General features: G+C 53.9%; 17 protein-coding genes and 1 tRNA gene. 9 read left to right on the top strand and 9 right to left on the bottom strand.

The genetic code is table 11. The features are described from left to right. Positions 1-162 precede the first annotated feature (162 nt). The 7 genes from N512_RS0120660 to N512_RS0120630 all read left to right on the top strand — a co-directional run bounded on the left by N512_RS0120660 (position 163) and on the right by N512_RS0120630 (position 9380). Positions 163-1248, top strand: a complete 1086-nt coding sequence (locus tag N512_RS0120660) for an alpha/beta hydrolase (RefSeq protein ID WP_037475801.1) — start codon at positions 163-165, stop codon at positions 1246-1248. Between the two features lie 10 nt (positions 1249-1258). Continuing rightward, on the top strand, positions 1259-2650 hold the full coding sequence (locus tag N512_RS0120655; protein ID WP_028781536.1) for an SPFH domain-containing protein: 1392 nt from the start codon (positions 1259-1261) through the stop codon (positions 2648-2650). Between the two features lie 98 nt (positions 2651-2748). Continuing rightward, positions 2749-3915, top strand: coding sequence for a PQQ-dependent sugar dehydrogenase (locus N512_RS0120650; protein WP_081737222.1), 1167 nt, complete (start codon positions 2749-2751; stop codon positions 3913-3915). Positions 3916-4156: 241 nt separating this feature from the next. Then, complete coding sequence (purE, locus tag N512_RS0120645) at positions 4157-4648, top strand: 5-(carboxyamino)imidazole ribonucleotide mutase (protein WP_028781534.1); 492 nt, start codon at positions 4157-4159, stop codon at positions 4646-4648. 1 nt (position 4649) lies between these two features. Continuing rightward, positions 4650-5729 (top strand): 5-(carboxyamino)imidazole ribonucleotide synthase, encoded by a 1080-nt coding sequence (purK, locus tag N512_RS0120640; RefSeq protein ID WP_028781533.1) that lies wholly within the window; start codon positions 4650-4652, stop codon positions 5727-5729. 67 nt (positions 5730-5796) lie between these two features. Beyond that, positions 5797-7017, top strand: coding sequence for a sensor domain-containing diguanylate cyclase (locus N512_RS0120635; protein ID WP_028781532.1), 1221 nt, complete (start codon positions 5797-5799; stop codon positions 7015-7017). 53 nt (positions 7018-7070) lie between these two features. After that, positions 7071-9380, top strand: coding sequence for a toxin-antitoxin system YwqK family antitoxin (locus tag N512_RS0120630; protein WP_028781531.1), 2310 nt, complete (start codon positions 7071-7073; stop codon positions 9378-9380). An 86-nt stretch (positions 9381-9466) separates the two neighbouring features. Here N512_RS0120630 and N512_RS0120625 read toward each other — a convergent pair whose 3' ends face one another. From N512_RS0120625 to N512_RS0120605, 5 genes are all read right to left on the bottom strand, one after another. Further along, positions 9467-10099, bottom strand: a complete 633-nt coding sequence (locus N512_RS0120625) for a transglycosylase SLT domain-containing protein (RefSeq protein ID WP_028781530.1) — start codon at positions 10097-10099, stop codon at positions 9467-9469. A gap of 103 nt (positions 10100-10202) precedes the next feature. Then, entirely contained in the window at positions 10203-10628 is a 426-nt protein-coding gene (locus N512_RS0120620; RefSeq protein WP_028781529.1) for a hypothetical protein, read from the bottom strand. After that, positions 10625-12190, bottom strand: coding sequence for a glutamate--cysteine ligase (gene gshA, locus N512_RS0120615; RefSeq protein WP_081737221.1), 1566 nt, complete (start codon positions 12188-12190; stop codon positions 10625-10627). The genes N512_RS0120620 and gshA overlap by 4 nt, the downstream gene beginning before the upstream one ends. A 299-nt stretch (positions 12191-12489) precedes the next feature. Continuing rightward, positions 12490-15345 carry a M16 family metallopeptidase gene (locus tag N512_RS0120610; RefSeq protein WP_028781527.1) on the bottom strand — a complete coding sequence of 952 codons (2856 nt, stop codon included), beginning with the start codon at positions 15343-15345 and terminating at the stop codon, positions 12490-12492. A gap of 38 nt (positions 15346-15383) precedes the next feature. Continuing rightward, positions 15384-15809 (bottom strand): YqaA family protein, encoded by a 426-nt coding sequence (locus N512_RS0120605; RefSeq protein WP_025010949.1) that lies wholly within the window; start codon positions 15807-15809, stop codon positions 15384-15386. Between the two features lie 202 nt (positions 15810-16011). Here N512_RS0120605 and N512_RS23520 point away from each other — a divergent pair, with 202 nt between their 5' ends. Together N512_RS23520 and N512_RS24575 are read left to right on the top strand one after the other, a co-directional pair. Next, a complete protein-coding gene (locus tag N512_RS23520) occupies positions 16012-16977 on the top strand; it encodes a PD-(D/E)XK nuclease superfamily protein (RefSeq protein ID WP_181317265.1) in 966 nt (321 codons plus the stop codon). 49 nt (positions 16978-17026) lie between these two features. After that, positions 17027-17194 (top strand): hypothetical protein, encoded by a 168-nt coding sequence (locus N512_RS24575; protein WP_025010950.1) that lies wholly within the window; start codon positions 17027-17029, stop codon positions 17192-17194. Positions 17195-17366: 172 nt separating this feature from the next. Here the strand turns inward: N512_RS24575 and N512_RS0120590 are convergent, their stop codons facing one another. The 4 genes from N512_RS0120590 to N512_RS0120570 all read right to left on the bottom strand — a co-directional run bounded on the left by N512_RS0120590 (position 17367) and on the right by N512_RS0120570 (position 21396). Further along, entirely contained in the window at positions 17367-18500 is a 1134-nt protein-coding gene (locus N512_RS0120590; protein WP_028781526.1) for a sodium ion-translocating decarboxylase subunit beta, read from the bottom strand. Positions 18501-18509: 9 nt separating this feature from the next. Continuing rightward, on the bottom strand, positions 18510-20309 hold the full coding sequence (gene oadA / locus N512_RS0120585; RefSeq protein WP_028781525.1) for a sodium-extruding oxaloacetate decarboxylase subunit alpha: 1800 nt from the start codon (positions 20307-20309) through the stop codon (positions 18510-18512). Positions 20310-20335: 26 nt separating this feature from the next. Then, the gene (locus N512_RS0120580) at positions 20336-20602 is read right to left on the bottom strand and encodes an OadG family transporter subunit (protein ID WP_028781524.1); all 267 of its coding nucleotides are present in this window, start codon (positions 20600-20602) and stop codon (positions 20336-20338) included. A 717-nt stretch (positions 20603-21319) separates the two neighbouring features. Further along, positions 21320-21396: transfer RNA gene (locus tag N512_RS0120570), tRNA-Arg, on the bottom strand. Positions 21397-21398: the final 2 nt, after the last annotated feature.

The raw sequence follows: 21398 nt of genomic DNA, 5'->3' as shown, positions 1-21398 counted from the left end.
AGTTTCAATCACAACTGACTGACACAACTGTAAGAAATTGGCTATCCCCCCACTAAAGTTAATCTGCTAGTATGCGCGCTGATGGAAAGGGCGCTGATTAAAAAGCACAGGATAAAAAAGGCGCAATATTGAATTGCCGCCATACATTGCAAAGGACTGGGGATGCAAGCCAAACAAACAAAGCTCTGTAACCTGTTGAAGCTGGGTGCCGGGCTGGGACTGCTCTGTATGAGCCAATTGGCGCAGGCAGATGAGGGTAAAACGGAAGCGGAGATCCGCTGGCAGGCGTTGAGCCCGATAGCCAACCTGTATCTGAGTCACGCCAATGCGGAAGACTTTATCGCCAAGGGGGATGAAGAAAAAAACCGCTACGACAACTACGCCGGTGCCCTCGCCTATTACCTGATGGCCACAGAGCGCGATAGCAGCAATATCTGGGCGCCCTATCAAGCCGCCGGTACTCTGGCAATGCTGGAACTTAAAGACCAGGCAATCGAAATGCTGCAGTTGGCCGACAGCCGCGGCCTGTGGCAACAGATAATGCTTGAGGAAGACGACGAACTTGCCGGCATCAAGGACTCGGATGAATACCGCGCCGTGTTGGATAAGGTTAAACGCCGTTATCCTCAGCATGCAAAAGATGCCGGTACAGCTTATATCTACCGCCCTCAGGGGGCTGCCCCTGAAGGTGGCTGGCCTGTGCTGGTCTGGTTATCCGGCTATGGCACAGAAGGCAGTGACAGCGCCCATATGGCCAAACTGCTGACAAGTGAACGGGCAATATTTATCGGGATCAACGGCACGGAAAAGCTCAATGAGCACAGCTTCCGCTGGGCCAGAACCGAAACCGAGTCCAGTCATCAGGCAGTGCAGCAGGCTTTGGCCAAGGCGGCAAAGAACAGCCCTGTCAACAAGCAGAAAGTGGCACTGATGGGCTTTTCCCAGGGCGCCCTTCACAGCGCTCACCTGCTGGCCAAACACCCGAATGATTATGTCGGCGTCCTGCTGCTGTCTGCAGGCGGTATGCAAACCGAAATCAAGGCTTCGGCGCCCGCCGGTAAGCGACTGGTTATCTCATACGGCGAACAGGAGCACAGCAGTAATCTGGCGCTGGATAAACAGCTGGAACAATTTTTTAGCCCGGGTAATCAACTGCAGGTCAAACCGCATCAGGGCGGGCATTTCTTTGATGATGCCTGGCAGCAGAAATACCCGGATTATGTCAATTTCGTATTGGAACTCAATTAAGGAAGATTAGATGGAACTGAAAAGTGCCTCAGGTTTTAAATCCTATTTTACCCCCAAGCGCATTCTGATTGGAGTGGGCGTTTTGGCGGTCCTGGGTATTGCCCAAAGCTCAGTATTGATGACAGATGCCGGTTACACCTATGTGCATCAAAACAATGTTACCGGCTCTTTGGATGTGTTCACCGAGCCCGGCATCCACTTTCGCATGCCGTTTCTGTCGAAAATAACCCGCTATGATCAGGTCGTTACCGTCTCCTTTGGCAACAACCAGGGCGAGGTATTCTACCAACGTCTGCCGGCGCTGCAGGTACGTTTTGCCGATACCTACACAGGCCAGGTACCGGCCACTTTCCGCTTCAAGCTGTCTTATGATCCCGAGCAGCTCAAGACGATGCATCGGGAGTTTCGCTCCAACGACAACCTGATTGACACCATGTTGATCAAGAACGCCCGCAACGTCACTGTGATCACCTCGACCCAATATACCGGCGAAGAGTTTTTCCAGGGCGGCCTCAATCAGTTCAAGGCACAATTGTCAGATCAGCTCAGCAACGGTATCTATACCACTGAGCGGCGCCAGGTTGAAGTCGAGCAGGTGGATCTGGTGCCGGTTGGCTTCGATCAGGAAGATTCCAACAAGCTGCAAGCCACCAAACAATTGGTGTGGAAGACAGTACCTATTACCGACAAGAGCGGTAATCCGGTACGTCAGGACAACCCGCTCAAACATTATGGCATCACGGTCACCCAGGTCACCATTGGCGATCCCAAGCCGGAAGATCAGCTGGACAAGCTATTGACCGACAAGAAAAAACTGGTTGCCGAGCGGATCCGTACCATTCAGGAGCAGGAAACCTCCAAGGCTCAGGCCAAGACAGAGCAGCTGCGCAAAGAGATCCAGCGTACCCGCGAAGTACAGGATGCCCAGCGTGCCAAGGAGCTGGCGGTTATTGCCCAGCAAAAAGAGGTTGAAGTGGCGCGGCAAATCGCCGAGCGTGAACTGGTGGAGGAACGCAAGAAGAAAGATATCGCCACCCTGAGCAAGGCCAAGGAGCTGGAAATCGCCCAGGCCAACCTGGAGATCCAGAAAGCCAACTCGGCCTCGGCCATGTTTGAGGCAAAGGCGATCCGTGAAAAAGGGATAGCCGAAGCCGATGTACTGGCGGCGAAATACAAGGCCCTGGGTGCCCATGAGAAGGTGTATCTGGCCGAGCTGAACCGGGATGTGGCCAACTCCCTGTATCAGAACCTGCCCAACTTCAAGGTGGATATGCCGAAGAACTATATCAACGGCAGTGGCGGCAACGGCATGACCTCCAATTTGGACGTGATCACCGGCTTGTCGGCGTTGGGGCTGATGGAAAAAAGCACCGCCCTTGGCAGCAAAGCATCCGCCAAATAACGGGCTGGCTAGAAAGTAAATTGAAGGGAGGCTTGGCCTCCCTTTTTATTCGCCTTCATTTCAGGTCATACTGATATGCCCAACTGCAAGGAGGCCTTATGTCTAAGCATTCATCCGTTTCACTACGCCCGCTGCACTGCGCTATTTCGCTTGCAGCGGCTCTCTCTACGGCGGCTTTGCTGACAGCTACTGTGAGTGGCTCTGCACTGGCTGAAAATTCAGCGCCATCGGTACTGAAGGATATCCGCCTGCCCCAGGGCTTTGAGATAGAAGTCTATCTGGATAATGTCGCCAATGCCCGCCAGATGGCGCTTGGCAGCCAGGGCACACTCTTTATCGGCAGTCGCGGCGAAGGTAAAGTCTATGCGGCAATAGATACAGATGCCGATGGCCGCCATGACAAGGTCAAAGTGATCGCCTCCGGGCTCAATATGCCTTCCGGGCTAGCCTTTCGGGACCAGACTCTCTACGTGGCCGCCGTGAGCCAAATTCTCACCTTTGACAATATCGAGCAGCAGCTGAGTCAGAGTGATTCCCCGAGCTATCGAATCTTTTATGATGACTTACCCACAGATAAGCATCACGGCTGGAAATACCTCAAGTTTGCCGCCGACGGCCGCCTGTATATTCCCATAGGCGCGCCTTGCAATATCTGTGATGCCGGCAGCGACTACAGCAAAATAATCAGCCTGGACCTCCGAAGCAAACAACCAAGGCTCGAAGCCGCCGGTGTGCGCAACAGTGTCGGTTTCGACTTCGACCCTATCAGTGACCAGCTGTGGTTTACCGATAATGGCCGCGACATGATGGGAGACGATATGCCAGCCGATGAGCTCAATCATTTGAGTCAGCGCGGCCAACATTTTGGTTATCCCTACGTTCATCAAGGAGATACCCTGGATCCTGAATTCGGCAAAGGTAAGCAGCCTGCCGATTTCAGCCCTCCTGAAGTCAAGCTGGGCGCCCATGTAGCGGCGCTGGGGATGACCTTCTATCGCGGCGACAGTTTCCCCAAGGCCTATCACGGCGGCATTTTTATTGCCGAGCACGGCTCCTGGAACCGGTCCAGTAAAGTAGGATATCGAGTGCGTTTCGTACCGATAAAACAGGGCAAGGCCGGTGAACCTCAGGTGTTTGCCGAAGGCTGGCTCAAGGGCGAAACCGTATCCGGACGCCCCGCCGATGTGCTGCAGTTACCGGATGGTTCCTTGCTGATAGCCGATGATGCCCAAGGCCGCCTCTATCGCATCTTTTACTCGGGCTGATTTTTGTCCGAAACACAGTGTTCAAGGGCAGCGCGCGCCGTCCTGTCATGATATTATCTGCAGCCATTATCGCCCGGCCTTGGGAACAACGCCGGGTTAAGGAAGCTGCGAACCACGCCTTGCATCCTGTCCTGTAAGCCCACGCAGAGCACGCATGGGACTGGTTTGCACCTTCCGTTACTGTACCCGACCTGGAAACAGGCAAAATATTATAAATAAAATCAGTAGTTAAGGAGTTATCATGCAAGCCCTCGTTGCTGTTGTAATGGGTTCCAAGAGTGATTGGCCCACCATGGAAGCGGCCGCAGAGATCATGGATTATCTCAAGGTGCCCTACCATGTCGAAGTGGTTTCGGCCCATAGAACCCCAGACAAATTGATGGAATTTGCCGCATCAGCAGCAGACAAAGGATACAAGGTCATCATAGGCGGTGCCGGCGGCGCCGCTCACCTGCCAGGTATGATAGCTTCCAAGACCCGCTTGCCAGTACTGGGCGTGCCGGTACAAAGCAAGGCTCTCAGCGGCATGGACAGCCTGTTGTCGATAGTGCAGATGCCCAAGGGTATTGCCGTGGGAACGCTGGCCATAGGTACAGCCGGGGCATTCAACGCCGGGCTGCTGGCCTGTCAGATGCTGGCAACTCAGGACTCTCAACTGGCCGAGCGCCTTGAAGCCTTCCGCGAAGCTCAGACCCGCGCGGTACTCGATAATCCGGATCCGAGGGAAGACTGAGATGGCTGACAAGAGAGTTTGGGTACTGGGCGATGGCCAACTGGGTGCCATGTTGCGTCATGCCGGCCAACCGCTGGCCATAGATGTCCGCCCCGTGGATATCATGGCGCCAAGCGATGAAAAGTTGCCGCTGACAGACACAGATATTATTACCGCCGAGCGTGAGCAGTGGCCGGAATCGCCCCTGAGCCTGCAGTTGTCGCAGCACTGTCATTTCATCAATGGCCCGGTATTTGGCCGCCTCGCCGACAGATACACCCAAAAATCCCTGCTGGATCAGCTCAAAGTGGCCACTGCGCCTTGGGAACTGTTGGACGATAACACCCAAGCCAATGATCTTTATCACAAATATGGTGAAAGAGTTCTACTGAAACGCCGCACCGGCGGCTATGATGGCAAGGGTCAGCACTGGCTGAAGCAAGCCGAGTCGACCAGCATCCCGGCCGATTGGCGCAATCAAGCGATTGCCGAACAGGCGATCCCCTTCGATGAAGAGGTGTCTCTGGTTGGGGTTCGCAGCCGCAGCGGCGAGTGCTTCTTTTATCCTCTGACGCTCAATTTGCATCAGGATGGCATTCTGATGGCATCGATAGCCCCCCTGGCGCGTCTGCAACCGCTGCAGGCCGAGGCCGAAACCATGCTCTGCAGCATAATGCATGAGCTGGAGTATGTGGGGGTGATGGCGATGGAATGTTTCCGGGTGGGCGATCACCTGCTGGTCAATGAGCTGGCTCCCAGAGTGCACAACTCAGGGCACTGGACTCAGGCAGGCACTCATATGGATCAGTTCCAGTTGCACCTGCGGGCCCTATGCGAATTGCCACTGATGACGCCTCAGGTTAACTTCCAATGTGTGATGGTAAACCTGATAGGCATAGATAAGGACGACCGTTGGCTGAGCCTGGCCAATGCCGAGCTGTTCTGGTACGACAAAGAGGTGCGCCCCGGCCGCAAGGTAGGCCACCTGAACCTGTCGGTACTGGATAAAAACGCGTTGGCCGACAGCATTGCCAGGCTCCAGCAGTGGATGCCGGCGCAATATCAGGCGCCACTTATGTGGATACTGGCGGAGTTTGGTTGACAAACGGGCGGGCACCCGCGCCCGCCTCTGACTTTGATTCAAGGTATAACTTTAGGATTCTCAGGATTTGTTGGATCAGAACGGACTCAGAAAGCAGAAGATAGACACATTGGATCTGCGCTATCATCTGCTGCTTCTGTTACTGCCTCTGCTGCTGATAGCCTTACTGTTCTGGGTCACCAGCCCGGCCGGTGAGCTTCCCTGGCTGCAGTGGGGCGGGGTTTCTATCATCTATTTCCTGGCCTACAGCCTGGGTTATTTTGTCCATCAAGGGCGCTTGGGCCGACTGTGGCAACACCTGGAGCAGGTGCTGGGGATCAACGAAGCCACCTTCGAATTAGTGCATCTTTCCAGTCAATACGAAACCGAACACGCCTTTCTCAACGCCCTGCTGGGTAAGGCAGTCGCCATGGTTGATGGCGCCGAAATGGGCTCCATCATACTGGTGGAACCCGGCAGCAATAAGCTGCATTTTGAATCTGCACTCGGGCTGGATCTGGCCAAGCTGCAACAGCTGAATATGACCCTGGAGCAGTCTTTCGAATACAGATTGACCGATGGCCGCTGCAACCGGGTAGTCGTGGTCAACGATATGCGCAAAATCAACGCCCTGAGTAGCCTGAGCGCCGAAGATCAGGCCCTGCTGCTGAGTGCCGCGAGCATTCCCATTCGGGCCACCCTGTCCAGCCCAATCCATATCGATGGTCAGCTCTATGCCATGCTCAACCTAGACAGCTCACTGCTGGCCTGTTTCAGCACCTATGACAGGGATCTGGTGGCTATTTTGACCCGTGAAGCTGCCAATGCCATTGCCCTGTATCAAAAGTCCCGCCAGATCCACCAGTTGGCTAATTTTGACTGCCTGACCGGACTGGCCAATCGCAAGTATTTTGAAGAACAGGCGCAAAAATGGCAGCCCAAGACCAAGCTGGAAAGCATGCTGGTGCTGCTGGATATGGATAACCTGAAAAAGATCAACGACAACCTGGGGCACGGTGCCGGTGACTTTGCCCTCAAGCGTCTGGCAACCGAGTTGAAACTCAGTTGCCCGCCACCGGCCCTGGTGAGCCGATTTGGCGGCGACGAATTTGTGCTGCTCTGCTATGGCAGTGAAAGCTGGCTCAGAGAACGTTTACAGCAGGCCGAGGCCAGACTTGCAGCCGATGAGGTTGCCGTTTATTTCAGTGCCGGCATCGCGCCTTTCAACGGCGATATGGAGTACAGCCTGAAACTGGCAGACAGCCAGATGTACCGGCAGAAAAGAGCCCGCAAGGGTGGGCACGAATAAAGAAACCTGGCTCCCAATGACGGGATTGCTGCAGTAGGTGACAAGGAGAACCGATGCACAAACAGCTCATAATTATGGCGGCGCTGGCCGCAAGCACTCTACCCGTGCTGCAACAGGCGCAGGCGGCACAAAACCTCTCTTCCTTAATGGTGGAAGTTCGCCAGCAGGATGGTATCCCCCATTATTACAATCTGGCCAGTGGCATGCCCCTCAATGGTGAAATATCCATCGTCCGGGACAATCAAGGCTATACTCTGGCGGAGTTCTCCCAGGGCTTGCCCAATGGGCGCTGGCAGGTATTTCACTCCAACAATGCCAAATTGATTGAGGGCCAATATTTTCAGGGCTATCAAAATGGCAGTTGGCGCATGTATGACATCAGCGGCCAGATGACCGAATTGCAGGTGTTCAACAAGGGCGTGCCGGAAGGGGAATGGCAAACCTTCGACACTAAAGGCCGTCTCAGTGAAAGCGTCTTCTACCGCGACGGTAGCAAAGAGCAGGTCAAGCGTTTCTACGCCAGTGGTAAACTCAAGGCCAGCGAAACCTATACCGACAACCTGCGCCATGGTCAGTGGCAGAGCTTCTATGAAAACGGCACCCTGGCCCAAAGCCAGCAATACGCCAACAACCAACTGTCAGGCGACTATCTGGAGCAAAACGCCCAGGGGGTAATCAAGGTCAAGGGCAAATTCGATGCCAATGGCCAACGTCAGGGCGTCTGGCAGAGCTTTTTTGATGATGGCAGCAAAGAGAGTGAGATAAGCTTCAGTGCCGGCGAGCGGGACGGCGAAAGCCTGAAATATCACCCAAGCGGCGAACTGGCGCTCAAATGTGCTTATCGCGCGGGTAAGCGCCAGGGCCAATGTCAGACGTTTGACGACAAAGGGATACTGCTGGGCAATGAACATTTCAGTGACGGCGAAAGAGATGGCACCCAGGAGTACTTCAACAATGAAGGCAAGCTGGTCATAGAGCAGCACTACAAAAACGGCCTGCAAACCGGTGTACAGAAGCGTTTTCACCCCAATGGCCAGTTGGCTGAGCTGGAAACCTTCCACGACAGCCAATTGAGCGACAACGGTCAATATCCCCGCCATGGCAAGTATGAGCGTTTCGATATCGACGGCAAGCCCCTGGAAAAGTCCCAGTTTGCCATGGGCCTGCTGGATGGTTTGCATCAGCGTTTCAGCGCCGGTGTTTTACAAGAGTCCAGCCAATGGCAACAGGGGGAGCGTCACGGCGACTTTATCCGTTACTTCCCGAACGGTAAAAAACGCAGCCTGAACCAATACCAGCACGACAAGCAAACCGGAAAATCCATCCGCTACTTTGAAGATGGCACAGTGCAGGAGCAGGGCGATGTCATTGAAGGTAAGTGGGTCGGTAAATATGAGAGCTTCTACGACAATGGCAAGCCCAGGGAGTTGGCGCACTATGCCAAAGACAAGGCCGCCAAGGATTATCGTTATCCGCTCGATGGTGCCTTCAAGCGCTGGTACGCCAACGGCGACCCCAATGAGGAAGGCGCATATCTCAACGGCGACAAGGACGGGCTCTGGATTCAGTATCGCGAAGGGGTCAAGAGCCGGGAGCAGACCTTTGTCAAAGGCAAACTCAATGGCAAATATGCCGAGTATTACCATGGCCGCCGCCGGGTTACTGGGGAGTACCTGGACAACAAGAAGACAGGTACCTGGATAGACTACCGCTACGAAGAGGACGATCCTACCTTCGGCACCATCCCAGAAGGCAATATCAGGATCAAGAGCCTGTGGCAACAGGGTAAGTTGCATGGTGCACGCGAGCATTACAGCTTCAAGGGCATCCTTTATCGCAAGGAAACCTATGACAATGGCGACAAGACCGGCAGCTATAGCGAGTACTATGTCGACAATGGGCAGCAGAAACTGGCAGGCGAGTTGTTAAAAGGGGCCAAAACCGGCCAGTGGCAAAGCTGGTTTGAAGATGGCATGCTCGCCGCCAGTCAGGAATTCAAGGACGATGTACTGCACGGCAAGTCTGAGCAGTACTACAGTAACGGCCAGTTGAAACAGCAGGCCAACTACTGGCAGGGAAAACTCGATGGCAAACTGAGCCAGTACTTCCAAAATGGCAAACCACAGAGCCATGAGCAGTGGGTCAAGGGCCAGAAAGAGGGTGAAGCCAGTTACTTCCACAACAACGGCAAGCTGGCCGAGAAAGGCACCTTCCTCAGGGACAGAAAAGAGGGGCTGTGGCAGACCTTCTGGACCAATGGCGAGAAACGTACCGAAGGCAGCTATATCAGCAATCGTGAATCCGGCGACTGGAACTTCTACGACCAGTTCGGCAAGCTGATAAAGACAGAACACCACGGCTGATAAAACGGCTGGCTCATCTGTAGAGAACCCAAAAAGCGCACCTTAAGGGTGCGCTTTTACCGAGGAACAGCTTAGTTTCCCCTTCCCTAGCCAAAGAACAAACGCCAGAGCCAAGAGGCGTCCAGGTCTTCCTTGCACTGATTATATTGCGCCGCATAACGGCGGGAGCGATTGTCCACCTTGTCGGCCACCCTTACCAACCAGGCCTTGCTGCGGTAACTGCCGCGTTTGTAGCCGCCCCAGCCTTCGTGATAATTGAGATACTGGTTGCGGGCATCCCACTTGGACACACCATTGATCTTATGGCTCTTGTAGATAAACCAGCCCATAAAATCCATTGCATCATCAAAATCGCTGCGACTGGCCCAGCTGTTGCCGGTCTCACGCACATAATCATCCCAGGTCATGGTCTTGGCCTGGGCATAACCATAAGCATCACTGGCGCGTCCTATGGGAATGATCCACAAGAAATACTCCATAGGTGGCGCCGCATTATGCTTGAAGGAGCTCTCCTGATACATCATGGCCAAGGGCACATGCACGGGAACGCCCCACTTTTCACGGGCATCCTTGGCAGCGTTGTACCAAGATCTGTGCTCTTTGAAGATGGAACAGATATTGTCGGGCTCTTTGGGAGGTGAAGTGGCGCAGCCGCCCAAAAACAGGGAGGCGGAAACAGCAAGCGCCGGGGCAAATTTGGATAGAAACTGTCGCTTCACGAAAATCTCACGGCTTTCAAAGGCCAGGCCTTTGGTTGAACTTGGGCTCAGTGTCGCCCGAGTCAAACATCAAATGCAACCTGAGCCTCTGAAAAAGTGAGCTTTATTGCGGCTCCGGCAGCTCGCATTCATGAACTTCCTGCTGCCAGACCACAGGTTCCCAGTAACCGGTATCCTTGCCGGTATAGCGCCTGTCGGTATTGAACTTGGCCGCCAGGTGATAACGTTGCCCGGCTTCCACCAGCAACTTCAGCTCCTTGGGCGTGCGGGCCGACAGCCGCACTTTGAGCTCAGGTGAATCTATCAGCTCAGAGACGGTAAAGCTGTGTTCACCCGGTGGCAACTGATAGTTGGGTTTGGAAATCACGGGTTTGCCATCGAGATGGGTGACCACCAGACGATAAAACTGCTGCTCCCGATCCGGCTCCAGATAACCTGAAACCGTACCACATTCGCGCCCTGGCTCGGGAGCACTGGCGCAGGCCGTCAGCAACACCGCTGCGGCCGAGATTAACAACAAAGACTTCACTGACTGACTGCTTCCTTGACTGGTTCATCGGCAAAGTACTGAACCAGAAAATCATCAAAATTCAAACGATCAGCGGCTTCCATCTGCAACTGACTCTCGATTGAGGCCTGGGCTTCGGCTTCAAAGGAAGCCCGCGCCGCGGCACTCAGCGGATAATTCAGCAGCTGCTGCTGATATTCTTTCGCCAATGCCATCACCCAGGCGCCGTGATCCAGGCCCTGGTCTGCCAGGGTCTTCATCACCTGCCCAGACAGCGTCTCATTCGGGTCGATAACGGCTTGATGCCACTTGGCCAGTGCCAGCTGATATTGGTCATCATCCTTTCCATCGAGCAGCTTGGCCAACTGCTGCAGCTCGGCAAACAGTGCCAGCATCCACTGCTCACGCGCCACAGGCTCGCCATTTTGGCTCAGCATTAAGCCGGGCTTACGTCCTTCCAACACCACGGCCTTGAGGTTGGCGGCTATCTCCTGCTCACCGGTGCTATCGGTCGTCGCCGATGGACTCAACAGGCAATGAAGCAGGAACAGATCCAGGAAGCGCACCTGAGAGGCCTCTATGCCTATGGCACTGAAGGGGTTTACATCCAACGCCCGCACTTCGATATATTCCACCCCGGCGCGTGTCAGTGCCTCGGAAGGCTTTTCACCGCTGCGGGTCACCCGCTTGGCGCGAATGGGGGCATAAAACTCATTTTCTATCTGCAACACATTGGCGTTGAGCTGGCGATATTCGCCATCAACCTTCACCCCTATGTTGGCAAAGTTGTCCGAAGGCATCTTGATGGCGGCGCGGATCCCCTTGAGATAATCCGCCAGCGAGTTATAGCTGATACTGAGCCGCTCCTGCTCCTTGTTGGTGTAACCCAGGTCACTCATTCTCAGTGAGGTGGCCCAGGGCAGATACAGGGTGCCGCGGCCCATCTTTTCAAAATCCAGTTCTGTCTGCTGCTCTTTGATGAAAGAGCCGCACAGCGCCGGTGAAGCGCCAAACAGATAAGGCAACACCCACACCAAGCGGCGGTAGTTGCGGATAAGGCCAAAGTAGCGCTCGGAGATAAAGTCACAGCGGGAAACCGACTTGTCGCTCTGGGCATAGAGCAGATCCCAAAGCTCGTCAGAAACCGAGAAGTTAAAGTGCACTCCTGAGATGATCTGCATCAAAGCGCCGTATCTGTACGTCAGGCCCTTGCGATAGAGGGTCTTCATCCGCCCTGAGTTGGAGCTGCCGTATTGGGCGATGGGAATATCCTTCTCGTCGCCAACATAACAAGGCATGCTCACGGGCCAAAGCTTTTGTCCCTTAAGCTGATTGAGGGTAAAGGCATGAGTCTCGGTGAGGCCGGTAAGCAGCTCATCTATGCTGTGGGTAACAGGCGTTATGAACTCGAGCAACGCCTCACTGTAATCGGTAGTGATCCTCGAGTGGGTCAGGGCCGAGCCCAAGGTTTTGGGATGACCATCCATAGCCAGGTGCCCGCTGGCATCAATTCTCAAGGCTTCTCGCTCAATCCCACGGCGCATATCCTTGAGTGCGGCGCGTCCTTCGGCTCCTTTGAGCATTGCGACAGATTCGGTAAATGACTTCAAATTCTTTTTCTCTGCTTGGCGGCCTAGGCCTTTATCTGGCCAATAGACCCGGGCATACCTGCTCCGCTTTCATCTCTTGGTGATTCATCACCAAAAGGCACAGGACTGCTCTGTGTGACTGCTGCCCAAAATAAAGCCTAAGCGGCCTTTCAGGCAAGTGTAATTTAAAAGAGACAGGCGGTGATGCTCCTTGAAGCATCACCGCCTTGCATAGTGGCAAGCGAGTCGTAACCCGCTGCGGTCAAGATCAATATGAGGTCAAAGTGACCGTTTTACAAGGGCAGATTGATCACTGAATAACCCATTGCCTCAATACCTGGCTCGATAAGATTTTTATCCCCGACCACCAATATTTGCATGCTGGCAGGATCCAACCACTCTTTAGCCAGCTCATTGAGCTTATCAAGACTGGTTTGGTTGATAATCTCATCCTGACGGGCAGTAAAATCATCGCTCAGACCGTACTTCTGGATCATTCGGATAAAGCCGGCCTTTTGGTAAGGCGTTTCATAATCCAGTGCTTTACCCTGCGAAATTGAGGCCCGCATAAAGCTAAGCTCTTGTGTCGTCATCCCCTTATCATGATAAGCCTTGAGCTCCTTGATAAACTCGGCCAGCGCCTTGTCGGTGACATCGCTGCGAACGCTGGCGCCCGCTTTGAAGTAGCCCTGCTCAATCCCACCACTGAAGAAGCTGCGAGCACCATAGGTGTAGCCCTTGTCTTCCCTGAGATTAAGGTTGATGCGGCTGTTGAAGGCGCCGCCCAAGGGATAGTTCATCAGGTAAGCCTTGAAGAAGTCGCCCGTGGCATCGTAAGGCAGGGCGCGCTTGCCTATGCTGATAACCGACTGGGCCGCTCCCGGCTTATCGATAAGGAATACCACACCGGGTTTACCCTCGGGCAACTCACCCAAGGTCGGCAGAGACACGGCCTGGCCGCCCCAAGGCTCCAATCCTTTTAGCGTGCCGAGCAGCTGCTCGCGAGGCAGATCGGTTACCGCCACCAGTTGGGCGTTGCCGGCACGATACTGCTCCTTATAGAAAGCCTTGATATCATCGAGCGTCAGCTGGCTGACACTCTCAAGCGTACCGTTATCATTGACACCGAGACTGGTTTGGCTGCCAAACAGCAACTTGCTGAAACCCTCTTCGGCCAGATAGTTGGGATCCGAGGCCAGATGTTGCAGGCTCTGCAACTGTTGCTGTTTTACCCGCTCGAAATCGGCTTCCTTGAAGCCTGGCTCAAACAGCCTTTCTTCGACTATTGCCAGGGTCTTATCCAGGTTTTCGGTCAAGGCCGAGATCCGGATGCTGCTTTGATAGCCGCTGCTGTCGAACACCACGGAAGATCCCAGCAGCTCCAGCGCCTGAGCCAGTTCTTCACTGCTGCGTTTGGCGCTGGACTCATTGAGCATGGCCGCCGTCAAACCGGCGAGCCCGGCCTTTTCCACCGGCACCAGTCTGTGACCACCGTTGAGATAGATGACCAGCTCGGTAGTAGGCGTTTCATGGCTTTCAGTGCCCATGACACTGATACCGTTGTTCAACTGGGCAGACCAAAGCTTGGGCACCTGCATGGAGGGCGCCTTGCCGGCAGCGGGGATCTTACTGCGATCGAAACTGCTGTTGGCACTTACGGCCTCCTGCAACCCGGCAACGGCGTTGGCGGCAACCCTTGGTTCAGGCGGGGTAAAGTTATCGTCCTTGGCCACCAGCGCCTTGGCGCCCATGGGCACCACACTCATCACCACGCTGGGCTTATCCTTGATGTAGCGCTTGAATACCCGCATCACATCTTCTTTGGTCACAGCATCATAGCGGGCCAAATCTTTGGCTATCTGATTGGGATCACCGGCGAATGTCTGGTTATAGGCCAGGTTGGACACCTTGCCCGACACACTCTGCAGCGAGAAGATGCTGTCGGCGCGGAACTGCACCTTGACCTTCTGCAGATCTTCATCTGTGACGCCCCGCTGTTCAAATTCGGCAATCGATTCGCGGATCTTGGCCTCTATCGGCGCCAGAGCTCCGCCCTTGGCCGGATTGGCCAAGGCGTAGATGGACATTTGACAGGCCAGCTCCTGGCAAGGATGACTGACCCCTGCCTGCACCGCATAACCATCTTTCACCAGATTCTTGTAAACCAGCGAGGTCTTGCCGCCGCCGAGAATATTGGCCAGCAGATCCAGCGCGGCCTCATCCTGGTGACGGGCATAAACGGTTGGGAAAGCAATACGGATGAGTGGCAGATGGACATTGTCTTCCATCGAGATATAGCGGCTCTTGTCCAGCGTTACCAAAGGTTTGGCATCGGTCGCCACCTCAGGCCCCTTGGGAATATCGCCGAAGTACTTGCTGACCCAGGCCAGCGTCTGCGCGGTATCGATATCACCGCCTATGGTCAGGGTGGCATTGTTGGGGCCGTACCAGCGTTGGAAGAAGTGTCTTACATCATCAGACGTGGCGCGATCGAGATCCTCCGGCCAACCTATAACAGGCCAGGAATAAGGATGACCGGCGGGATAAAACGCCTGATTGAAGCGTTCATTCATCCGCCCATAAGGACGGTTATCGATGCGCTGGGCCCGTTCGTTTTTCACGGTTTCCCGCTGCACTTCAAATTTCTTGTCGGTCAGGGCCGGAAGCAAGTAACCCATGCGGTCCGACTCCAGCCAAAGCATTTTTTCCAACTGATTACTGGGAACAGTTTCGAAATAGTTGGTGCGGTCAGTGTTGGTGGTGCCATTCAAGGTGCCGCCTGCTTCGGTGACTATCTTGAAATGCTGTTCATCGGCCACATTTTCAGAGCCCTGGAACATCATATGTTCAAACAGATGGGCAAAACCACTGCGCCCCGCCTGCTCTCTGGCCGAGCCCACATGATAGGTTACATCCACATGCACCAGAGGATCAGAATTGTCCTGATGCAGTATCACTGTCAGGCCGTTGGCCAAGCGATACTTGCTGTAAGGGATACCGACTTCACCGGCCTTGGGGGTGACCGACTCGATGAGAGTCACGCCTGCCGGCAGTTGTACCGAGGAAACCTCAGCCAATCCTGTGTCGGTCTGCACTGAGCAACCCGCCAATGCGGCTGAAATTGCCGCCGCCAATAACCATTTCTTCAAAACGTTACTCCTTCAACCAGAGACTGAAACCCAATAACTCATTGCAGCCACTCTAAAGCCAACAACACAATAATCAAATAGCGCAGGCCCTTGCCTGTCAAAATCATCAGAGTGGATTTTGTAAGAGGAAGTTTCATCCAACCTGCTAAAAGGCACAGAATATCGCCGATCAGCGGCACCCAGGAAAGTAACAAGGCCCAATAACCGTAGCGGTTGAGCAGCGCCAGCGCCTGCTTGTGGCGACCACTGTCGAGTTGCTCGGGCGTGACCGCCTTGCGCCCCAAAAGCCCAAGTAGATAGCTGCTCAAGGCCCCCAAGGTGTTACCTATAGTGGCGCTAAGCAGCAGTGACAATGCCATCTCCGGCTGCTTGTCCAGCAAAGCCAGCAACAAGACTTCCGAGCCTCCAGGCAGCAATGTCGCCGCCAAAAAAGCGCCGCTGAACATCAGCCAGAGTTCCCACATAAGATACCTTCCTGCATACTGCCTGAATAAAATGTCCATCCAGGCAAGTTCAAAGATAAATAGTTTTTAGCGCTGAAAGATATAAGAAAACAATGTCATTGCCCAGCTAAGTCTCAAGAGTTTAAATCATACAATCGCGATAGAAAGCCACAAAACCAGGGGTTAAAACCAGCCCTAAGATGGACAAGGAAAGGAGTCATAAATGCAGGAGCTGAACTTTATTCAATCTGTTCAGGAGCGGGATATTGATTTGATGTTGCTGGAGGAGTGCCACACTTCAATGGCCTTCTGCAATTGGTTGGTTTCCCGGGTATATGAATTCCCCCACGCCGTAGAGTTTGTCGGCGCCTGGCATTCTGTCATTCACAACCAATACGGCGAGTCGGATCTCGTGGTGATTTTCAAGGCCAATGACGGCTCCCATCAAGCCATTCTTATCGAAAACAAGATAGATGCAACGCCACAACAGCAACAAGGGTTAAGGTATCGCTACCGTGGCGAGCATGGGATAGAACAGGGCTATTGGGTCGATTTTCGCACCTGTCTGTTGGCTCCGCAAAAATACCTGGCATCCAACAATGAGCCCTATGATAAAACCATCGCCTATGAGGAACTCATGGCGTACTTTGTCGCCCAAGAGTCATGGTACCGGGCACGGATTATGGCCGAGAGCATCAGCAAGCAAAGACGCGGATACCTGCCCAGCATTAGCCCCGAAGTCACAGAGTTTGCCAGGTGTTATCTTGAGTTTGCGAAAAGAAATCATCCGGAGTTGAACCCGGAAACACCCAAAAACCGCGCCGCCGGACATTCCTGGCTGCATTTCTACCCGCTACTGCCCAATAAGCAAATCCGCATCGTTCATCAATTGGCAGGAAGCCTGGTCAAAATCATGTTTCTGGGAGCAGCCGAGCAGCTTGATATGCTCACACGAGCCTTCGGTGCATATGCAAGCACAGGACTCATGATCAAACGCTCCGGCAAGTCTGTCGTGATGGAACTGCCTACGCCGCCCATTGACCCTTTTAAAGACAAATTCGAAGATGTCCAACCGCAAGTGCAACAATCCATTGCCCAAGCCAAGAAACTGAGACAGATGTTAATTCAGGTGCTGGCGGATAAAGGAATTGCAGCGAGCAATATTCAAGCATCTGACTGGTACTCTTGAAGAACCCCGGTCTATGATTAAGCCATATCTCTTTGAATAGTGAGCAATCATGGCCCGTCTTTTGTTTCTACCTATTATCCTTTCCCTGTTCTGGATAGCGTTTTTACACTTCAACAATGTCCCTTTGGCGCAGGGGAAACGCGGTTTTATTTGGATAATAGGCGTCAGTGGTGCCTTGATTGCCCTGCTGTCACTGGCCATCTGGCTGACGGCCTAAGCTTTTGATATGAGCCTTTGAAATGAATGCTTGAATCGACTCAGAGTGTACCAAAACCCGCTCATTGCGGATTGCCCTCTAGCGAGCCTTAAAACCGATAACCGGCGCGGCACACTGGCTACGCCGGTTATTTTTAACGTCATGGCACTCAGCTATTCAGCGCGCAAAGCGCTCAGTTCCCCAATACCGCCAGCAGAATACCGGCAGCGACCGCACTGCCCAGCACACCGGCCACATTGGGGCCCATGGCGTGCATCAACAGGAAGTTTTGCTGATTGGCCTCTAGCCCAACCTTATTCACCACCCTGGCGGCCATGGGAACGGCCGAGACCCCGGCGGCACCAATCAAGGGGTTGACCTTGCCACCACTGAGTTTACACATGAGTTTGGCCATCAAGACCCCGGCAGCGGTGCCAATGCTGAAGGCCACCGCCCCGAGCAGCAAAATCCCCAATGTCTCGACCCGAAGAAACTGCTCGGCCGAGAGCTTGGAACCAACCGCCAATCCGAGGAAGATAGTGACGATATTGATAAGTTCGTTCTGCGCCGTGTTGGAAAGTCTATCCACCACCCCGGACTCACGCATCAAATTTCCGAGACAGAACATGCCTACCAGGGGGGTCGCCGTCGGCAAAAACAATATGGTCATTCCCAGTACCATAAGGGGGAAGATGATCTTCTCCTTCTTGCTGACTTCCCGCAGCTGTTCCATCTTGATCTGCCGCTCGGCTTCCGTGGTCAAGGCCCGCATGATAGGAGGCTGAATGAGCGGCACCAAGGCCATGTAGGAGTATGCTGCCACCGCAATGGCTCCCAGCAAATCAGGCGCCAGTTTGGAGGCGAGGAAAATGGCCGTAGGACCATCGGCGCCGCCTATGATGGCGATGGCACCGGCATCTTGCATACTGAACTCAAATCCGGGCACCAGGTTCAGGGCTATCGCACCAATCAGGGTGGCAAAGATCCCGAACTGAGCAGCCGCGCCCAGCAATAGCGTCTTGGGGTTGGCTATCAGGGCGCCGAAGTCTGTCATGGCACCGACCCCCATAAAGATCAGCAGCGGAAAAACCCCGGTATCGATGCCCACGTGATAAACATAGTAGAGCAGCCCATTTTCCTCGGTAAAACCTGCATTGGGGATATTGGCCAGAATGGCGCCGAAGCCGATGGGAAGCAGCAGCAAAGGCTCAAACTTGCGCACTATTGCCAGATACAACAACAAGGCACCGACCAACATCATCAAGGCCTGTGGCCAGGTAAAGTGCGCTATTCCCGTCTCAGACCAAAAAGCGAGTAAACCGTCCATCATCGCTCCTTAGGCCAGTGCCAGCAACTTGGTACCGACGCTGACGGCATCGCCTTCCTTGACCAGGATGCGGCTGACTACACCATCGGCCTGAGCCCGGATCTCAGTTTCCATCTTCATCGCCTCGAGGATGATAACGACATCACCGGCGCGAACGCTGTCTCCGGCAGCCACCTGTACCTTGAAGATATTGCCGGAAAGCGGTGCGCTCATCTCCAGTTCCGGGCCAGAGGCAACAGCAGGAGCCTTCACAGGAGCAGCCTGCGGCTCTGCCACCGGCAAAGGCGCTACCTGACTGATATCACCGCCCTCACTGACCTGCACCACAAAGCGCTGGCCCTGCACGTCCACGGTATAAACCTCCGGCTGACGCCCACCGGTGGCAGCCTTGGTTTGAGTTGTTTGTAACAGAGGAGCTTCCAATTCTGGCTTAGGTTCAAATGCCGCTGGATTGCCACGGTTCTTAATAAACTGCAGGCCGATTTGCGGGAACAGCGCATAAGTCAGCACATCATCGTCGCGCTCTTCGCTGAGGCTCAGACCTTGCGCCAACGCTTTTTCGGCCAGTTCGGCCCGCAGATGTTCAAGCTCGGGCGCGAGCAGATCGGCCGGGCGGCAACTCACAGGCTCGGCCCCCTCCAACACCCGCTGTTGCAATTCACTGTTCACCTTGGCCGGGGTCGCGCCATATTCGCCCTTGAGTACACCTTCCGTCTCCTTGGTCAGCGACTTATAGCGCTCACTCATCAGCACATTGATTACCGCCTGGGTACCTACAATCTGGGAGGTGGGCGTCACCAGAGGAATAAAACCCAGATCTTCCCGCACCCTTGGGATCTCCTCGAGCACCAGATCCAGCTTGTCCTCGGCGCCCTGCTCTCTGAGCTGGTTTTCCATATTGGTCAGCATGCCACCCGGCACCTGAGCCCGCAGGATACGTGAATCTATGCCTTTTAGTGCCCCTTCGAAACGGGCATATTTTTTTCTGACTTCGCGGAAATAGGCAGCAATCTCCTCCAGCAGTGCCAAGTCATAGCCTGTCGCCCTATCGGTGTCTTCGACCATGGCAACCAGAGTTTCGGTGGCACTGTGACCATAGGTTTGACTCATGGAAGAGATGGCCGTATCCAGCACATCAATGCCGGCCTCAATCGCCTTTTGATAGGTTGCGGTCGATAACCCTGTAGTGGCATGGCACTGCATGGTGATCAAGAGATCGGTTTCCGACTTCAAACGGCTTATCAGCTCGAAGGCCTCCATCGGCTTGAGCAAACCTGCCATATCCTTGATACAGAGTGAATGGCAGCCCATATCTTCCAATTGCTTGGCCATGGTCAGCCAGGTCTGCAGTGTATGTACGGGGCTTGTGGTGTAAGAAATTGTGCCCTGGGCATGAGCGCCAACATCAATAACGGCTTTCAGCGCGGCTTGCAAGTTGCGCACATCATTCATGGCATCGAACACCCGGAACACATCGACCCCGCTGTCATGGGCGCGCTCTACAAACCGGGTCACCAGGTCGTCGCTGTAATGGCGATAACCCAGCAGATTTTGCCCTCTCAATAACATCTGCTGCGGGGTGTTGGGCATGGCTTGTTTCAGCGCCCGGATCCGCTCCCAGGGATCCTCCCCCAGATAACGGATACAGGCATCGAAGGTGGCACCGCCCCAAGACTCCAGGGACCAGAAGCCGACACTGTCCAACTTGGGTGCAATCGGCAACATATCTTCGATACGCATTCTGGTTGCCAACAATGACTGGTGGGCATCCCGCAGGACAACATCGGTTAATGCTAAAGCTTTACTCATCTTTTTTATCCATCAGATTGCGGCAATTAAGCCTGTTTGCGGTATTGGTGAATGGCACAGCTAATAGCTGCCAGCTGTTGCGGCGTTGGTGCGCCTGCCTGGGCGACGACTGCGGATTGTGCCTTGGCCCTTTCCTGAGTTTGGTACTTATCCTCCAAGCTGGGTTTAGGTGCCAGATAATGGGCCGATATCCGGATCCCCAAGATCAGCAGCCCCAAGAACAGATAAACCAGCCCCATACCGAGCAGCATAATCCCCACAGCTTCCACGAGTTGCTCAGAAAGCGACATCATATCTTCCTCATTTTGTTAATGGCGCGGCAGGCCTTTCCATGTCTAAGTCTGGTCTGAGATGGCAGAACATTGCCCCCAGCCGGACAACAATGGTAAATATGCGAAAAAATGCGATTTTCAATCACTGCTTGTTTTAGCCTAACAGGCCAAGTTGCACCTAACCATGTGACTTAGGTCAAAAGCGATAACCAATCTATAACAAACAATCCTCCCCAATGTAAATTGGTCATACCAAAACAAATCAATAAAGCCTCACAGGGAATGATGATTCATAAGTATTCATTTAAGATTTTTGATGAAAAACCAAAACTCAAACCAAAATAAAGGGAAGCTGATATCGCGAATGCCGGCAAGGGCGGCAAGTTTCAACATAGGGGACTTGTGAATACAAATGGTTTTAAAGCCTTTCCCGGATGTGTTCGCCATAAGCGATAAAACTGTCTGTGATGAGTTTGCCTAGAAACCAACCGACTCAGCGGCCCCGATTTAAGCAATGGCGGTACGAATTTCGACGGTATGAAGAGCAAAGCATGGTGCTTGATGATGAAGATAGGTTCTCTATCCAGAACTTGTTACATCCCGGACTTTCTGTGGGCCAGTGTCTTTATATCGAGCTTGCGGATAAGGGGCACGGTGGATAGCCAGGAAATTGCAGGCGAGTAAGAAACAGATAGCAAAACGCCCCGCTATTGCGGGGCGTCTTACTTCTTTGCTATTTGGCGCGCATGGAAGGAGTCGAACCTCCGACCGCCTGGTTCGTAGCCAGGTACTCTATCCAGCTGAGCTACATGCGCTT

The organism is Shewanella sp. 38A_GOM-205m (genome assembly GCF_000518445.1).
Lineage (GTDB): Bacteria > Pseudomonadota > Gammaproteobacteria > Enterobacterales > Shewanellaceae > Shewanella > Shewanella algae.
Note: the sequence above shows the minus strand (reverse complement) of the source record. Positions and strands in the feature narration are given on the sequence as shown.